Source organism: candidate division WOR-3 bacterium (assembly GCA_039801905.1).
Classification (GTDB): Bacteria; Hydrothermota; Tepidihabitantia; order Tepidihabitantales; family JBDRVQ01; genus JBDRVQ01.
Genome location: JBDRVQ010000004.1, coordinates 1 through 16042 on the forward strand (window position 1 = coordinate 1; position 16042 = coordinate 16042).

The 16042-nt window shown below is 45.1% G+C and carries 15 protein-coding genes; all 15 read left to right on the forward strand.

The genetic code is table 11. The features are described from left to right. Window positions 1-493: 493 nt before the first annotated feature. The 15 genes from ABIL00_01360 to ABIL00_01430 all read left to right on the forward strand — a co-directional run bounded on the left by ABIL00_01360 (window position 494) and on the right by ABIL00_01430 (window position 16039). Window positions 494-2938 carry a DNA polymerase I gene (locus tag ABIL00_01360; GenBank protein MEO0109415.1) on the forward strand — a complete coding sequence of 815 codons (2445 nt, stop codon included), beginning with the start codon at window positions 494-496 and terminating at the stop codon, window positions 2936-2938. A 37-nt stretch (window positions 2939-2975) separates the two neighbouring features. After that, a complete protein-coding gene (locus ABIL00_01365; GenBank protein ID MEO0109416.1) occupies window positions 2976-4244 on the forward strand; it encodes a hypothetical protein in 1269 nt (422 codons plus the stop codon). 37 nt (window positions 4245-4281) lie between these two features. After that, complete coding sequence (locus tag ABIL00_01370; GenBank protein MEO0109417.1) at window positions 4282-4656, forward strand: hypothetical protein; 375 nt, start codon at window positions 4282-4284, stop codon at window positions 4654-4656. 43 nt (window positions 4657-4699) lie between these two features. After that, a complete protein-coding gene (locus ABIL00_01375) occupies window positions 4700-6136 on the forward strand; it encodes a TldD/PmbA family protein (GenBank protein ID MEO0109418.1) in 1437 nt (478 codons plus the stop codon). Between the two features lie 532 nt (window positions 6137-6668). Then, on the forward strand, window positions 6669-7481 hold the full coding sequence (locus tag ABIL00_01380) for a metallopeptidase TldD-related protein (GenBank protein ID MEO0109419.1): 813 nt from the start codon (window positions 6669-6671) through the stop codon (window positions 7479-7481). 51 nt (window positions 7482-7532) lie between these two features. Further along, window positions 7533-8066, forward strand: a complete 534-nt coding sequence (locus tag ABIL00_01385) for a type II secretion system protein (protein ID MEO0109420.1) — start codon at window positions 7533-7535, stop codon at window positions 8064-8066. Between the two features lie 2 nt (window positions 8067-8068). Further along, window positions 8069-8596: a prepilin-type N-terminal cleavage/methylation domain-containing protein gene (locus tag ABIL00_01390; protein ID MEO0109421.1), complete on the forward strand. Its 528-nt coding sequence runs from the start codon at window positions 8069-8071 to the stop codon at window positions 8594-8596. A gap of 3 nt (window positions 8597-8599) precedes the next feature. Then, window positions 8600-9367 (forward strand): type II secretion system protein, encoded by a 768-nt coding sequence (locus tag ABIL00_01395; GenBank protein ID MEO0109422.1) that lies wholly within the window; start codon window positions 8600-8602, stop codon window positions 9365-9367. Between the two features lies 1 nt (window position 9368). Then, entirely contained in the window at window positions 9369-10469 is a 1101-nt protein-coding gene (locus ABIL00_01400) for a prepilin-type N-terminal cleavage/methylation domain-containing protein (protein MEO0109423.1), read from the forward strand. A gap of 25 nt (window positions 10470-10494) precedes the next feature. Then, on the forward strand, window positions 10495-12105 hold the full coding sequence (gene pilM, locus ABIL00_01405; protein MEO0109424.1) for a type IV pilus assembly protein PilM: 1611 nt from the start codon (window positions 10495-10497) through the stop codon (window positions 12103-12105). A gap of 3 nt (window positions 12106-12108) precedes the next feature. Then, window positions 12109-12684, forward strand: coding sequence for a type 4a pilus biogenesis protein PilO (gene pilO, locus ABIL00_01410; GenBank protein ID MEO0109425.1), 576 nt, complete (start codon window positions 12109-12111; stop codon window positions 12682-12684). Continuing rightward, window positions 12681-13205: a hypothetical protein gene (locus tag ABIL00_01415; protein MEO0109426.1), complete on the forward strand. Its 525-nt coding sequence runs from the start codon at window positions 12681-12683 to the stop codon at window positions 13203-13205. The genes pilO and ABIL00_01415 overlap by 4 nt, the downstream gene beginning before the upstream one ends. Before the next feature lie 5 nt (window positions 13206-13210). Beyond that, window positions 13211-13672, forward strand: a complete 462-nt coding sequence (locus ABIL00_01420; protein ID MEO0109427.1) for a hypothetical protein — start codon at window positions 13211-13213, stop codon at window positions 13670-13672. A 12-nt stretch (window positions 13673-13684) separates the two neighbouring features. Beyond that, window positions 13685-15265 (forward strand): AMIN domain-containing protein, encoded by a 1581-nt coding sequence (locus ABIL00_01425; protein MEO0109428.1) that lies wholly within the window; start codon window positions 13685-13687, stop codon window positions 15263-15265. Window positions 15266-15310: 45 nt separating this feature from the next. Continuing rightward, entirely contained in the window at window positions 15311-16039 is a 729-nt protein-coding gene (locus ABIL00_01430) for a prepilin peptidase (protein MEO0109429.1), read from the forward strand. Window positions 16040-16042 lie beyond the last annotated feature (3 nt).

Here is a 16042-nt window from a genome sequence, read left to right on the forward strand (position 1 = left end):
TTATTCAGGCGACATAAAAGTCGCCTATTAAAAGAAGGGTCTTTCTTTTAAGTTTCGCATTTCCAATAACTTAATTATTTTAGGTTAAATTGAAGTGAGCCCCACCACCGCCTCCTTCACCACCCCCCTACCCACTTCTTATCCGGCATTTTATCCCTAATTTAAGGGGGGATTTTATCTCCAATTAAAGTTCCAATCTCTTCCCCAATTTCTCTCCGGAAAAAAGGGATAGTTTTATCCCCACTCTCTTCTCCCGAAAAAGGGAGAAGAAAATCTCCAATCCCATTCCCAATTCAAGGTCTAATCCTAATAGGGAAAGGATTAGGGGTAAGGCATTCGGTTTTTTCTATTTTTGATTTCTAAATCCGATGTGAAAGAAGTTTAATTAGAAATAGGTCTTTCTTATTTGCAGGTTCCTTATATTATTTTGGTAAGGAGGGCGTCTTAGGGCCTGTTTTCCTTGACGGTTGAAGATAATTGGCTATTATGAAGGATGGCCAAAAGGGTCTTCCTCTTAGATGGTCATTCCATTGTCTACCGTTCCTATTATGCCTTCATCCGTAATCCATTAAAAAATTCTAAGGGTTTAAATACTTCGGCGGTCTTCGGTTTTGTCAATACCTTAAAGAGGTTATTTACGAAGTTCCATCCGGAATTTATCGCCTGCGCCTTTGATACCGGAGAAGAGACCTTCCGCCATAAGGAATATAAGGAATATAAGATTGAAAGACCGGAAAGTCCAAAGGATTTGGAATGGCAGACACCGGTAATTAAGAAGTTATGTTCCGCCTATGGGATAAAGGTATTTGAGATGCCCGGCTATGAGGCGGACGATGTTATCGCCAGTCTCGCTTTAAGGTTAAAAGATAAGTCTTTTGAGGTTTATATCGTCTCTTCGGATAAAGATTTACTCCAGTTGGTATCAGATAAGATTTTTATGTATGACCCTTATAAAGATTTGCTTTATGACCCAGAGAAAGTAAAGGAGAGATACGGGGTCTCGCCGGAAAAGGTCTCCGATATTCTGGCGCTGGCAGGTGATAGTATTGACAATATCCCAGGGGTGAAGGGGATTGGTGAGAAGCGCGCCCAGGAGATAATTTTAACCTACGGCAGTTTAGAAGAGGCTTTGAAGAAGGATGAGCGGTTAAAGGGACATGAGGATGAAGTTCTCCTCTCTAAGAAACTCGTTGCCTTAAAGACCGACCTCTTCCCGGAAATTTCCGAAGATGATTTGCGATTGGAGGAGAGGGATGAGGCGACAATCAGGGAGATTTTTACCGATTTGGAGTTTTTCAATCTCTTGAAGGAATTTGGAGAAACCGCACCCGAAGAGAAGGTTATTGTCCAAGAAGGATTACCGGAGATCGGAAAGGAGATGGCTTTCTTTCTCTTTGAAGACTATTTTTATCTCACACCGGATGGGAGGAAAGTCTTTAAGGTCTCTAAAAATAGGGGAGAGGATCTCTTAAAGAAGGGAGAGGTCTTAAAAATCTTTTATGACCTAAAAAGTTTATTGCATAAAGGGATGGAGGTAAAACCTCCGCTCTTTGACATTAAGATTGCTTACTATTTAATTGAACCGACGAGAAAGCGCTACGAACTAACCGATTTGATTTTGATTCGGAAGAAGAGATTGGTGGAGCGTCTCAGACCGGAGGAGGCGGTCCTTTATCTCTTCTCCCTTTATCAGGATTTGGCACCGGAGATCTCTGCCCGGGGTCTTGATTATCTATTCTCGGAGATTGAGTTGCCTTTAATCTTCTGCCTTTATGATATGGAAAAAAGGGGAATTAAGATTGACCTTCCTTATTTTGAACAATTGGCGAAAGAGGCGGAAGGAGAGATGGAAAGAATTGAGAAGGGAATCTTTGCCGATGCCGGAATTAGATTTAATGTGAACTCCCCTTCCCAACTCGCCACTATCCTCTTTGAGAAGTTGAAGTTACCCCCCAAGAAGATGGGAAAGAGATTACCTTCTACGGACTCTTCGGTCCTTTTGGAACTTCTGGGTAAGCATCCGATAATTGAGAAGTTATTAAAATATCGGGAATTGAGTAAGATGAGGAATACTTATCTTTTACCCATCCCTGACCTTCTCAATAAAGAGACCGGACGCCTCCACACCACTTTCCATCAATGGGGAACGGCAACCGGTCGGTTATCTTCCTCAGATCCGAATTTGCAGAATATACCGATCAGGGGGGAATGGGGAAAGAGGATAAGGAAGGGTTTTGTGGCGGAAGATGGTTTTCTCTTCATCTCCGCGGATTATTCTCAGATTGAGTTGCGAATTTTAGCCCATTTTGCCCAGGAGGAGAATTTGATTGCGGCATTTGGGCGGGGGGAGGATATCCACACCGCAACCGCCAAGGCGATTTTTAAGAGGGAGGAGATTGATGAGAATTTAAGGAGGATGGCGAAGGCGGTCAATTACGGTATAATTTACGGGATGAGTGAGTTTGGTCTGGCGGAAGGGATGAAGATTAGTCGGGAGGAGGCGAAGAGATTTATGGAGGAATACTTTAACCTCTATCCCAAGATAAAAGATTGGCGAGAGAAGATAATTAGGGAGACAAAAGAAAGGGGCTATACCAGAACCCTTTTCGGCCGGATGAGACCCATCTCGGAGATTTTTTCTAATAATAAGACGGAACAAGAACTGGGACAGAGGTTGGCGATAAATTCTACGGTTCAGGGTTCGGCGGCGGATATTATTAAGAAGGCGATGGTTGAGATTTACGAGGAATTGAAGGCAAGAAGATTTCGGGGCGGGATATTGGTTCAGGTGCACGACGAACTCCTTTTTGAGATTGAAGAGGAAAGGATTGAGGAGGCGAAGGAAATAATTAAGGAGAAGATGGAAGGGGTGGTGAAACTAAATTGCCCCTTGGCGGTCAATATCGGTATTGGCAAAAATTGGGACTGCCACCCTTAAAATGGGCGGTTTGGGATTTTTGGAGAAGGGAGGATTTATGTTAAAGATCTTATTTTGCTTACTATTTTTTACTTCCCTTTTTGGGGAATGGGTGAAAACCACGGTCGGAAGCGGAATGGGTTGGGCATCCAGTTTGGTGATTACCCGGGGACGAAATGACGACACGAACCGGATTTATGCGGCAGGTTGGAATCGGCTTTATGAGTTCACCTGGCGGAATAATAGTTGGCAGGGTTTAGATATGGGAGTGACTTCGGGCTGGGGAGTGAGTGCGGGTATGGGAAGGAATGATGGGCGGATAAGAATCTATGCCACATTTACCGTTGTCAATCCCCAATACGGTGGCGTTTACGAATATTCTTGGGAGAACGGAACCTGGCAGAGGAGTGTTGTCGCCACCTTCCCTTCCGGTCCCAGTTCTTCGGCTGGGCATGCGGTTGCCTTAGGTCCGGCAAGGAATGATGATACGATTCGGGTTTACAGTTGCGACGGCAATAACGGCCGGACCTTTGAATCAACCTGGAATGGGACAAGTTGGGTGACCAACCAGATTTTCAACTGGGCAGGAACCGATATGATTATCGCTCCGGGACGAAATGATGGGATTTACCGAATTTATTTAACCAAGCAGGGAACGGCGATTCGGGAATATACCTGGAACGGTCAGAGTTGGGAGTATCAGGAGTTGGATACATTGAGGGCTTATTATGATGTTGCCGCGGGAGAAGGGAAAAACGATTCTGTTTTAAGGATCTATGCCGGTTTGGGTTCCAGTCCTTATGCGGTCTATGAATTTACCTGGAACGGAGAGAGGTGGGAAAAGGAGCGGGTGAGAGGTTTTCCCCGGATTCCGAGGTGTGTGGTGGTGGGAGAGGCAAGGAATGACGGGAGAAAAAGGGTTTATGCCGGTGCCACGGGGATATTATCCGCTTTGGAATATACCTGGAACGGAACGGAATGGGATTCTTCTTGGGTTGATAGTTCACAAATTTCCGGTCGCACCTACGGCGATGCGATAATTGGGGACGGCCGAAATGACGGGACAAACCGGCTCTATTTTGGCTGCTCGGATGGTTATGTTTATGAGTTCACTTATTCTTCCCTGGGGATGGAAGGGGAGAAAATTAGCGGGAGAAAGGATTTTGTGAAAAGGAAAAGTCAATTCTCTTTTCCCGAAGGAGGCGGGAAGGTTTTCACAACCGCGGGACGGTTGGTGAAGGAGGTAAATGGTTTGGGGAAAGGGGTCTACTTTTTAGTAGGGGAGGAGAATGATGGGTTAAGGATAAAGAAGGTGATTTTAAGATAGTTGACAAAAAGAGAAAATTTTACTAAACTATTAAGTTATGGACAGTTTAATAAAACTTCTTCTCGCCGCACTCCTCTTCTTCAATTGTTTCTCCTATGCCCGAAAAGAAGAGAAAACTAATCCGGAAAATTTGCTCTCTCAGGAAACTGATGTCTCAGTCTTAGCAGAAAGATATTGCGAAAAGAAAAATATCTCTCAGGAACGGCTCGTCTCCTATATCCATTCTTTCATCCCGACGGTGAATACCTGGTCGGATATTAAAAAGATAAGCCCCGGAAGTTGGCCGGAGGTGGAAAAGAAGGTAGATGCTCTTTTAGCCAAAGAGGGGATGAGGCTTTTTACGGTCTTCAGCACTTGGTTTATTGGTTGGAATTTTGCCTATCTCCTCTGGCGTTTCGGGACAAAATGGTAAAAATTAACTTTTTTATTTGTCACCATAAACTTTAGGAGGCTTTATGGAAAAGGAGTTAGTCACCTTAGCCTTAGAGGTGATGGATAAGGAAGGGGTCTCGTATGGTGATTGCCGGTTGGTGAGAATTGAAGAGGAGACAATTTATCAGGAGAACGGGCGGATTGCCACCTTAAAGAGAGACGAAGACCGGGGGATTGGCATTCGGGTGATTAAGAATGGTGCCTGGGGTTTTGCCGCTACTTCGCGTTTGACCAAAGGGGATGTGATAAGAACTGCCAAATTGGCAGTCCGGGTGGCGAAGGTCTCCGGTAAACTAAAGGAGAAAGATGTCATTTTGGCGCCCGCGGAGAAGGTTTCGGATACCTATACCACCCCCATCCAACGCGACCCATTTTCGTTCCCTCTGGAGGAGAAGATTAACCTTCTAATCAATTGCGATGAGATTATGAAAAAGGTGGAGGGGGTGAAGCGCCGAAGAGGGGAGTTATATTTTTATAAGAAGTTCCAAATTTTTGCCTCTACCGAAGGTTCTTTCATTGAGCAGACAATTTATCATTCCGGTGGCTACATTGAAGCCCTGGCGGTGAAAGGTAATGTCACCGGGGAGAGGTCTTATCCGGGAATGCGGGGACATTATAAAAGCGCCGGTTATGAGTTTATTGAGGGATTAAAATTTCCAGAACATGCCCTGAGGGTTGCCGAGGAGGCGGTCGCTTTAACGACCGCTCGGGATTGTCCGGAGATGGTGACCACGGTCATCCTTGATGGGTCAATGGTGGCAATTCAAGTCCATGAGACGGTTGGCCACCCAACGGAATTGGACCGGGTCTTAGGAACAGAGGTTTCCTTAGCGGGAACGAGCCATTTGACTCCGGATAAAAAGGGGAGTTTTAAGTTTGGTAGTGAGATTGTGACAATCACCGCGGATGCGACCATCCCCGGTGGTTTGGGGACATTTGGCTATGATGACGAAGGGGTGAAGGCGAGTTCCACTTATCTGATTAAAGATGGAATTTTCACCGGTTATCTCACTTCCCGGGAAACGGCGGCGGTTTTTCAAGAGAGAAGCAACGGGACAATGCGTGCCACTTCTTGGGCTTTTATCCCCTTAATCCGGATGACCAATATCAATCTCCTGCCCGGAAAGGGAAAATTAGAAGACCTAATTGCGGATACGAAGGAAGGAATCTATTTTGAGTCGGCTGGCGCACCGAGTATTGACGATAAGCGATTAAATTATCATATCTCTTCGGAGGTTGGTTGGTTGATTAAAAATGGAAAGAAGGTGGAGATGATAAGGCGGCCGGCCTATTCGGGGATTTCTTATGAGATCTGGCGGAATTGTGATGCGATATGCGGCGAAGAGGAATGGGAAGTTTGGGGTGTGCCGAACTGCGGTAAGGGTGACCCGATGCAGGTGGCTCATGTTGGTCACGGTGCCAGTCCGGCAAGATTCCGTAATATTAAAGTCGGAAAATGAGGGGGGAGAGATGATTGACCGGATAAAAACGAAAGAATATTTAGATTTGATTATTAAGAGAAAGGATTTTGACGAGATTGAAGGGGGGCTTTATTACTCGGAAAAAGGGACAACCCGTTTTGCCAATTCCATCATCCATCAGAATATGGTAGTGGAAGAACCTTATCTCTGGTTACGGGGAGTGGAGAAGAGAAAGGTGGCTGGAGTTTCCACCAAGGATTTCCAAAAGGAAGGGATTGAGAAGGCTCTGGTGAAATTAAAAGAGAATCTGAAAGGGATAAAACCGGATAAGGAATTTAGGGGTTTACCAGAGCCCCCAAAAGGGATGCGGATAAAGATCACGAGAGAGCCGGAATTTATTTCCCCGGAGGAAAGGGGGAAGGCGGTAGAAAGGATTGTTGGGGTTTGTAAAAAGTATAACCTCCAGGCATTCGGCGTGATTCACAATACCCGCATCTCTTTGGGGGTGGCGAATTCCAAAGGGATTTTTAACTACGGAATGACGGGAATAAATTTTGTTTCGGTGACGGCAATGGGAGATTCCGCCGCTGGCTACGCGGTGGATATTAGGAAAAAGTTTTCCGAAATTGATTTTAAGGAATTGGCAGAAGTTGCCTGCGAAAAGGCTTTGCTCTCTAAGAATCCGAGAGAGATTGAGCCGGGAAGATATACTGTCCTTTTGGAAGAACCGGCGGTGGGGGAGATGCTCTCTTTCTTAGCCTGGCTGGAATTTGGTGCGAAACGTTTCCGAGAGAAGTCTTCTCTCCTTTCCAAAAAGATTGGTAAGGTAATAACCGGCAGGAATATCACCATTTACGATGACTGGGCAGAAGAGGGAATGCCCGGTTTTGCCTTTGACTTTGAGGGTTATCCGAAAAAGCAAGTGGTCTTAATTAAAAATGGAATAGCCAAGGGAGTGGTCTTTGACTCTTTTTACGCCCAACTCCTCAAAAAGAAAAATACGGGACATTCCTTACCCCAACCTTCTCCTTGGGGACCTTTGCCGGGCAATTTAGTAATAGCAAAAGGTAAGGATAAGAAGGAGAATTTGATCAAGGAGATTGAGAAAGGGATTTTAGTGACGAGGTTTTGGTATGTGCGGGTTGTGGATCCGGATAAGACCTTAATCACCGGCATGACCCGGGATGGGACATTTATGATTGAGAAGGGAAAGATTACCTACCCGGTTAAGAATATGCGGTTTGTCGTAAATATCTATGAGACCTTAAGCAAGGTGCGAAAGATTTCTTCTGAGCGGAAACTCTACGGTGAGGATATCTTCTTTGTTTTGGCACCCGCGCTTCTGATTGACGAATTTAACTTCGCCTCCAAGACGGAATATTGAGAGAATGTTAAGACTATTGACAAAAGAAAAAATTTTGCTAAAATATAAGTTATGAAAAAGAGGAAAGGGTTCACCATTTTGGAGTTAATGGTTGTCATTTTCATTCTGGGCATTCTCCTTTCTATGCAAGTCCCCAACTTCCGGCTGATAAGAGAAAGGGCAAGACAGACGGCGGTGAAGGCAAATATGCGCTATGTCCAGGTGGCGATTGAAACCTTTTTCTTAGAAAGGGGTCATTACGCGGATGATTTTTATGAGGATGGCTACGGTTATATCTTCCCGGGTGGGGTCTACGAACAAAAATTGGGAAAGTTTCCTACCAATCCTTACACCGGTCAAGAGATGACCCCAGAAGATTTTAACGAAGAGGACTACGATAGCAAAGAAGAATGTTCTGATACCCGAGAGGGTGGTCCCAACGATTTATTTGATTACGCCCCCGGTCAGATGCGCTATGGGGCATATTATCCCCCGGGGATGTCTGAGCCGTCAAATTGGGGATTAGTGGGTTTCAATGGTTTCGGCGCGAGTATTCGTTCCTACACCCCGGATGGGGAAGTGGTGATTTTTGTCTTGCATAACTAACTATGAAAAGGAAAGGGTTCACTTTGTTAGAAATTATGATCGTCATCTCCATAATTGGGACCCTCCTTGCTTTTTTCGTGCCCCCGCTCGTCTCCCGAATCCAGCAGAATGCCCGGATTACCGCGACAAAGCGGAATCTTATGGAACTGCGAAAGGCGATTGTCGGCAATCCGGAGATTATCGGCGGTGGTCAATATTTAGACTTAGGATTTAAGGGCGATGTGGGCCGTTTGCCTCGTCATTTAATTGAACTCCTTACTAACCGTCCGGATACAGTGAGAGGATTTGAATATCCAGGAAGGGAATCAATTCCGGCTTGGGACCCTTTCACTAAAAAGGGTTGGCATGGTCCTTATGTGCGGGATGATGGCAAATTGGGTTTCTTAGAAGATGCCTGGGGTAATCCGATTCTTTATCACATCTCACCGAGTGGGGAAACGATAGGTTTAAAGAGTGCTGGTCCGGATGGTGAGTGGTATCCACCACCAAGCGGCTCAGCCGAGAATGACGATATCATTGTCTTATTTTAAATAATGAGGAGAGGTGTTACCCTTTTGGAACTTCTGGTGGTGATGGTGATCATTGGGATTTTGGCTACCGCTGCGGTCAGGACTTGGGATGTGACGATGGAAAAAGGTAGATATGAGGAGACCTTCCGGGAATTGGAAGAAATCTCTCGGGCGATTGTTGGTGATGAGCGGATTGTTGTTTCCGGAGAAAGGGTAGACTTCGGTTTTGTTGGTGATTGTGGGATGCTGCCGAGGAATTTAATTGACTTAGCCCAAAGACCGGATTATGTGGATTCCGCCCTGTGGCGCGGACCCTATGTGAAACCGACCTTTGCCGAAAATCCAAGAAGTTTCCTCTTTGACGCCTGGGGCGACTCTTATATCTATATTCCGGAAAGTCTCTTCATTAGGAGTTTTGGTGGAGGAAGTGATATTGATTACCGGAGGTGGATAACCAAGAAATTCGCTACCAGAATTGGTGACCTCTTAAATAACCGAGTTGCTGGAGTTATTGAGGACGCCTTTGGTAATCGGCCCAAAAATAGTGATTTGACACATCTCTCCCTCTATCTCTTTTATCCCTGGCAGGGTCATACCTTAGTGGATTCTATGGAATTTGACCCTTTAAGACCGGGGGAATTTTCTTTTGAACCGGTGCCGCAGGGGAAGGTGAGATTGGTGGCGGTTTATCGGGGAAGTGTGCCATCCGATTCTATTGACCGCTACCTTACGGTCTATCCGAAGATTGGTAAGCAGGATTTGATTATTCGGTTTGGTAATGTCCTATTTTAATATGAGGAGAGGCGTTACCCTTTTGGAATTAATCATTGTGATGCTCATCATTGGGGTCTTAGCGAGTGTTACCCTTTCGGCAATTGACCGGGTTCGGGAAAGAGGTCTTTTTGATGAGACGATGGCGGAGATGAAGGCGATTGTTAAGGCGATTACCGGAGATCCAGAACTATTGAGCGACGGCAAAAGGATTGATTTTGGTTATGTCGGTGACCTGGGGAAACTGCCGGATAGTTTAGGAGGTCTTATCCGTCCCGAAGGGGAATTGTGGAAAGGTCCTTACTATAAGATTAGTTTTAGGGAAGATGAAGAGAGTTATAAGAAGGATGCCTGGGGTAGATATTACCAGTATTCCCCGGAGGATTTAACGATAAGGAGTTTTGGTAACGGTCAAGTTACCCTCACCTACCGAATTGCCGATAGTTTATCCGACCTCTTTAATAATACCGTTTACGGTCAGGTCCTGGATCGGGAAAATACCCCACCTGGAGATTTAGCGGAAAGACTAATTTTGAAAATTACCTATCCCAGAAATGGGGAGATGAGAGAAGATTCAGTCCAGCCTAACCGGGATGGTTTTTATCAATTTAGCGGTGTACCAATTGGTAGACACTGGTTAAAACTTGTTACCCCTTATGAAACCTTGGGGAAATATGCAATAGTGACGCCGAAGTCAAAAGTTCTCGTTGATTTTCGGGTGCCGAGATTATTTAGGGGGAACTTAATTTATCTCTCTTCGGATACCCTAACCTCCTCGGACACAGTTCTCTTTTGGGTTCATAACTGGACAAAGGATACAATTAAACTGTTTTATCTTAACGTTTTAGATGTGATGATACCCGAGACCGTAGTCTGTTATAATAAGGTCACGGCTCGGGATTCGGTTTGTTATTTGGGCGATAAGATAAAGGAGGGAGAAATTGCCCAATTTATGGGTGGTGATATTGATACCCTATTGGTCTTTCCCGAAGAGAGGTTAAAGTTTACGATCGGTAGTTTCACTGATACCTTGACGCCGCCTAATACTAAAAATATGGCAGAGAGGAGAATAAAGATTCGTTTTAGTGATGGTTCCTTAATTGATTTTAAGGTTGGGGATTAATATGTTTTATTGTGGGGGAGGATAAATGGCTGATTTTAATATTAAGAAGATTTTTAAACCAGAAGGTAGAGGCGAGTTAAGTATTGATATCGGAACCGGTTCGGTTAAATTCGTTTTGATGGATAAAGGAAGGGTTGTTGATTACGGTTTACGGGAGATTACAGAGGTGACCGATGTGCCGGGAGTGATCCGGGATTTATTACGAGATATAAAACCTTCTCAGGTCTATACCTTCGTCTCGGGCCCGGCAGTGAGTATGCGGCAGGCGCCATTCCCCAGGATGTCAAGGAAAGAGTTGAGAGATTCCATCCTTTTGCGTCTTGACCGCTATTCACCATTTTCTTTAGATGAGGCGATTTTAGATTTCCACCCCTTAGGTGTGGTGATGGAAGCAGGCGCTCCACGGGATAATGTGATGGTGATTGCCGCCCGAAAGGATGTGATCTCCGACCACATCTCAACGGTGAGGAAGGTTGGTTTGGAGCCGACCGCGATCTCGGTTGTGCCTTTCGCCCTGGCGGGAGCGGTGAGGCAATTTGTGAAACCCCGACGGGAAGAGGTGATTTGCGTTTTGGACATCGGCTCGGAATTCACCGATATCGTCTTTATGCGTGGGGAGAATATTGAACTCGCCCGGACGGTGACCGTGGCCGGCAAGAGTATTACCGAGGCGATGACCATTTCTATTGCCACAGAGGAAGGGCAACTTTTCCTCACCGCCGAAGAGGCAGAAAGATATAAAAGAGAATACGGTATACCGCCGGAAGATTCCGAAGACCGCTTACCTTCAGGAATTAAGGTGAAGAGAATTTTCGCGGTGCAGAGGACCGCCTTGGAGCGATTGATCGCGGAATTGGACCGGAGTATTGATTTCTACAAACGGGAGTTTTCGGTTCCAACCATCTCCCGGATTCTTTTGTGCGGAGGCGGTGCGCTGATGCGGGGATTGCGAGAATATATGGAAGCTAACCTAAAAATTCCCACTGAGATTTTTGACCCGTTTAAAGCCTATAACCTTTATAAACCCGGGACGAAAGAAGAGATTGGTCCCCGTTTGGTCGCGGCCCTCGGTTTACACTTTGACCACCGGGCAATTAATCTCTTACCAACCGAACTGAAGGCAAAACGTTATCAGAAGCGGGATATCGCCTTAGTGGTAGGGATGATGGTTATCGCCATTCCCATTTTTATCCTTATCTATCTCTTTTTAACAACCCAAGAGGTTGTGGATAAAGGGAAGTTGCGGAGGGTGGAAAAAGAATTGAGGGAAGAGGAGAAAATTGCCCAGGAACACCTTGCCCTTTCCAAAAGAGTTTCAGACTTAGAGGCAGAAGGTAAACTTTTACGGAGCATCGTGGGTGAAGAGGAGATCACCGTTCCTTTCCTAAAATATATCAGTCGAGCTATTCCGAGTAATATCCAACTGACCAGCCTCACTTTTACCGGATTGAAAACAGTGAAGATGAAGGGGATTGTGACCGGCTTACCAGAATTTCAGGAGATTGATTTAGCCTCCTTTATGGTTAACCTGGAATTGGGGAAGGAGATGAAAGGGGTAAAACTGGTAAGTAAGACGAAGACGATTCTGGAAGGGGAAGAGGTATTGGAATTTGAATTGGAATGTGAAAAGGAGTAGAATATGAATATTAAAGAGAGGGGTGTTTTGTTAATCGGCATAATCGTTATTATTCTGATCTTTCTTTTCTTTGTCTTTGTCCTCTACCGACCACGCATCAGTTCGCGGATGGCGGTGAATGCGAAAATTAAGGAGATGCAGAAAAGGATAAGTGAAATTCGTGCCCTGGCTCGGGAGATTGAGAGATTAAGAATGAAGATTGAGGAGTTGGAGGAGGCAAATCGGACCTTTATGGAAAAGGTGGCACCGCGGCGGGCAACCTTAGAATTGGGAAAGAGATTGGCGGAAGAGGCAAAGAGATATAATGTTCGTTTTATCGCGGTTCGGCCACCTGGACTTGATACCCTTTTAACCCAAGAAACCCCGGAAGTCCCGATCCGACCTCTTCCTTTAGAAGTTACCTGTCAAGGGAAGTATCTGGATATCGGACATTTTATTGAATCACTAAAAGACTTCCCGTTTTATGTGAAGGTTCACGAATTGGATATGACAAGTAAAGCGGAGTTACGGCCGGAGATTGAAGCGAAATTACTAATTAATATCTATACCTCCAGTCTCTTGGATAGGAGGGAGATGTGAGACGCGGTATCGTTCTTTTAATCATCATTGGCCTCCTTATTTTCCTCGGCTACCGGGTTCTTTCCAAACCGTCAAGACGACCCGCAACCTCTCGCCGGACCACTACCGATACCGTAGCGACCCGAAGACGAACTGGTCGTCGGGCTGGAACTTTGGAAAGAAAGAGAACCTCTCGGGAAGAAAGACGGTTAGAGAGGCAAAAGAGGAAAGAGGAGAAGAAGAGATTAAGAGAGGAGAGGAGACGGAGAAGATTAGAAGAGAAGATGCGGAAGCGAGCAATGCGCCAGAGAAAGGGAAAGAGGGTCGGTTATAACTTGCTCCAGGCAATTTTTTATAGTGAAAGCGGCAGTTATGTGATTATTGATGGCAAAACCTATAAGGTTGGAGATGAGATTAGCGGTCGCCGGATTGTGAAGATTGAGAAAGATAAAATTATTGTTGAATACCATGGGGCACAAAAGTCTGTGAAAGTGGGAGAAAGTATTACCCCACTTTCTCTAACTCCGACGAGAAGGAGGTGAGGAAGATGAGGCAGAGAATAATTATCATTTTAGTAATTATCATTGCGGTAGTTCTTATTTTAACCCTCACCCGGGGAAAACCCGAAAGGAAAAGGGTGGCGGAAAGAAAAACAACTTCTCTCACCGCCAAGCCGAAGGAAGAATTGGCAAAGCCGGTACCCGAGGTGAAGGAGGAAAAGAGAAAAGAAGAGAGGAAACCGGCTACCACCTTAATCCCGGCGGAGAAAGAGGTGAGTGAAGGATGGGGAGAGGATCCATTCGTGCGCGATTTCTCTTTTTTAACAGAGATTAAAGACCTCCGTTTAACGGCGATTACCATTTCCGAAAGTAAATCCTATGCTCTGATTAATAATATGATTGTGAGCGTGGGCGATGAGATTGCCGGGAAAAGGATTGTGGCAATTGATAAGGATAAGGTAGTGGTGGAAAAAGGTGGTAGAAAATTTGAAGTCTACTTAGGTCAGTAAAAGGAGAGGAAGATGAAGAAATTAGGAAAAATACTTTTTATTTTCACACTTCTTTTTGCCGCCTCTTTTCTCTGGGCGATAGAGAAAGAGGTAAAGAGAATAAGTATTGACCGACTTTTAGAAGGCACACGCGTTACCGTGCAGACGATCGGTTCTCCCAACATCGGTACCTTCTATCAGGAGGAACCGCCTGCGGTGGTGATGGATATTTTTGATGCTGTGAATAAGATTGAGCCGGAGACGATGAAATCAGAGATTCCCCCTGTGAGGAAGGTAATTGTGAAGCAATGGAAGGAAGAGCCCAAAATTGTTCGGGTGACAGTTGAATTGGACCGTCTCTACCGTTATCGGGTAGGAAGGGAGAAGGATTTTATCTATTTGGAGATTACTGATGAACCTTTTGAGATGAGACCGGAGAAGAAGGAAGAGGAAAAGACAGTGAGTCTGGATGTGAAGAATGCGGATATTATTGATGTCTTAAGAATGCTGGCGAGTCTCTTCCAGGTTAATTTTGTTTCCTCCCCAGAAGTGAAAGGAACAATTACTATGCGCTTAGAGAGAGTTCCCTTTCCCATCGCCCTTGATGCTATCTTAAAAGCGGTGGAATGTAATGCGGTTGATTTGGGGGGAGGGGTGATTATGGTGAAACCACGGAAGAGGGAGATGGAAGGAGAGTTGGCAACGCGGATTTACTTCTTAAACGATGTGGAAGCGGATGATGCCAAAAAAACTGCGGAAAGACTCCTTTCCGAAAAGGGTAAAGCGGAACTCTCTTACCGCCGAGTTGGAGAAGGTGGTGGTTCCAAGAGGGCGTCCATTTTAGTGGTTACTGATATTCCCGAAAGGTTGGCGAAAATTGATGAGGTGATGCGGGAATTAGATAAGCCTTCTCCCCAGATTACGATTGAGGCAAAATTTATTGAAACAACTTTGAATGCCGATGATATCTATGGGGTTGACTGGTCAATTCGCGCCGCGGCAACAACGGAACCACCGGAGATTGGTAAAGAAGCGGCATTGCCCATTATGATGAACGAGATGGTTTTGGGTAAAATCACATTTGCCCAAATGTCGGCGGCTCTTGATTTAATCCGGAGCCGGGGGAAGGCAAAACTTTTGGCTAACCCGAAGACCTTGACCCTTGATAACCAGACATCAGAGATTACGATGGGGGTAGAAATTCCGATTCTGCAAGTAAAAGTTGACCCGGAGACCAGAGAGCGGACCTATACTTGGCAGGAGAGGTATATACCAATCGCCCTCTCGGTAACGCCTCATCTCACGGAGGACGGTCGGATTAACATGGAGATTAAGACGCGTATTGAAGCAATCACCGGTTGGAAGATTGCCCAGGAACAGGAACTACCGATCGTCGCCAAACGTGAGGCAAGAACTCAGATTAGTGTTCGGGATGGCGAGGTGATTGTGATTGGTGGCTTGGTTAAAGAGCAGGAGACCCAATCTGTAACCAAGGTGCCAATTTTGGGTGATATCCCACTTTTGGGTAATCTCTTTACCCACCGCAGTACCAAGAAAGAGAAGAATGAGTTGATAATCTTTATCATTCCAAGGGTTTTACCAGCAGAAGGATAAAGTTATAGGATAAAGATTTCTTTTCTCTTCTTCCTCTTTGGTCTAATTATCGGTAGTTTCCTTAATGTTTGTATTTATCGGATACCGAGGAAAATCTCAATAGCCTTTCCTCCTTCCTTCTGTCCGAATTGTAAAAAGAGGATAAGACCTTATGACAATATTCCGGTATTAAGTTATCTCTTATTGGGAGGTAGGTGTCGCTATTGTCGGAAGAGGATTTCTCCAATTTATCCAATCGTTGAATTCTTAACTGGAATTACTTTCTATCTTTTATACTTAAAACTTTCCCTTTCCTTTTCCCTCTTTATCTCCTTGGTCTATTTTTCCCTATTACTGCTCACCGCCTTTTTGGATTGGCAGGAGAAAGCAACTTATGACCTAATCATCTACTTGGGCGTAATCTTCGGTTTTCTCTTTAACCTCAAAAACCCAATTTTTTCCCTTATTGGAATACTGGTGGGTGCTTTCACGATTTTTCTCTTTCGACTCTTGGGGTTTCTCTGGCGCAAAAAGGAGATGATGGGAACCGGTGATATATTTTTAGGGGGGATGATTGGTTCTTTATTGGGTTGGCAATTTACCTTACTGGTAATCTTCCTGGGTGCCTTTTTCGGGGTTTTAATCTCTTCAATCCTTATCGCCTTGAAGGTCTGGAAAAGGGATAGTTATATACCGTTTTGTAGTTTCTTATCTTTGGCTACTGGTTTGGTCTTTTTCTTTGGGGATAAGATATTAGATCTTTATCTCAATTTTTTTCGCTTCCGGGCTGGATGAAGT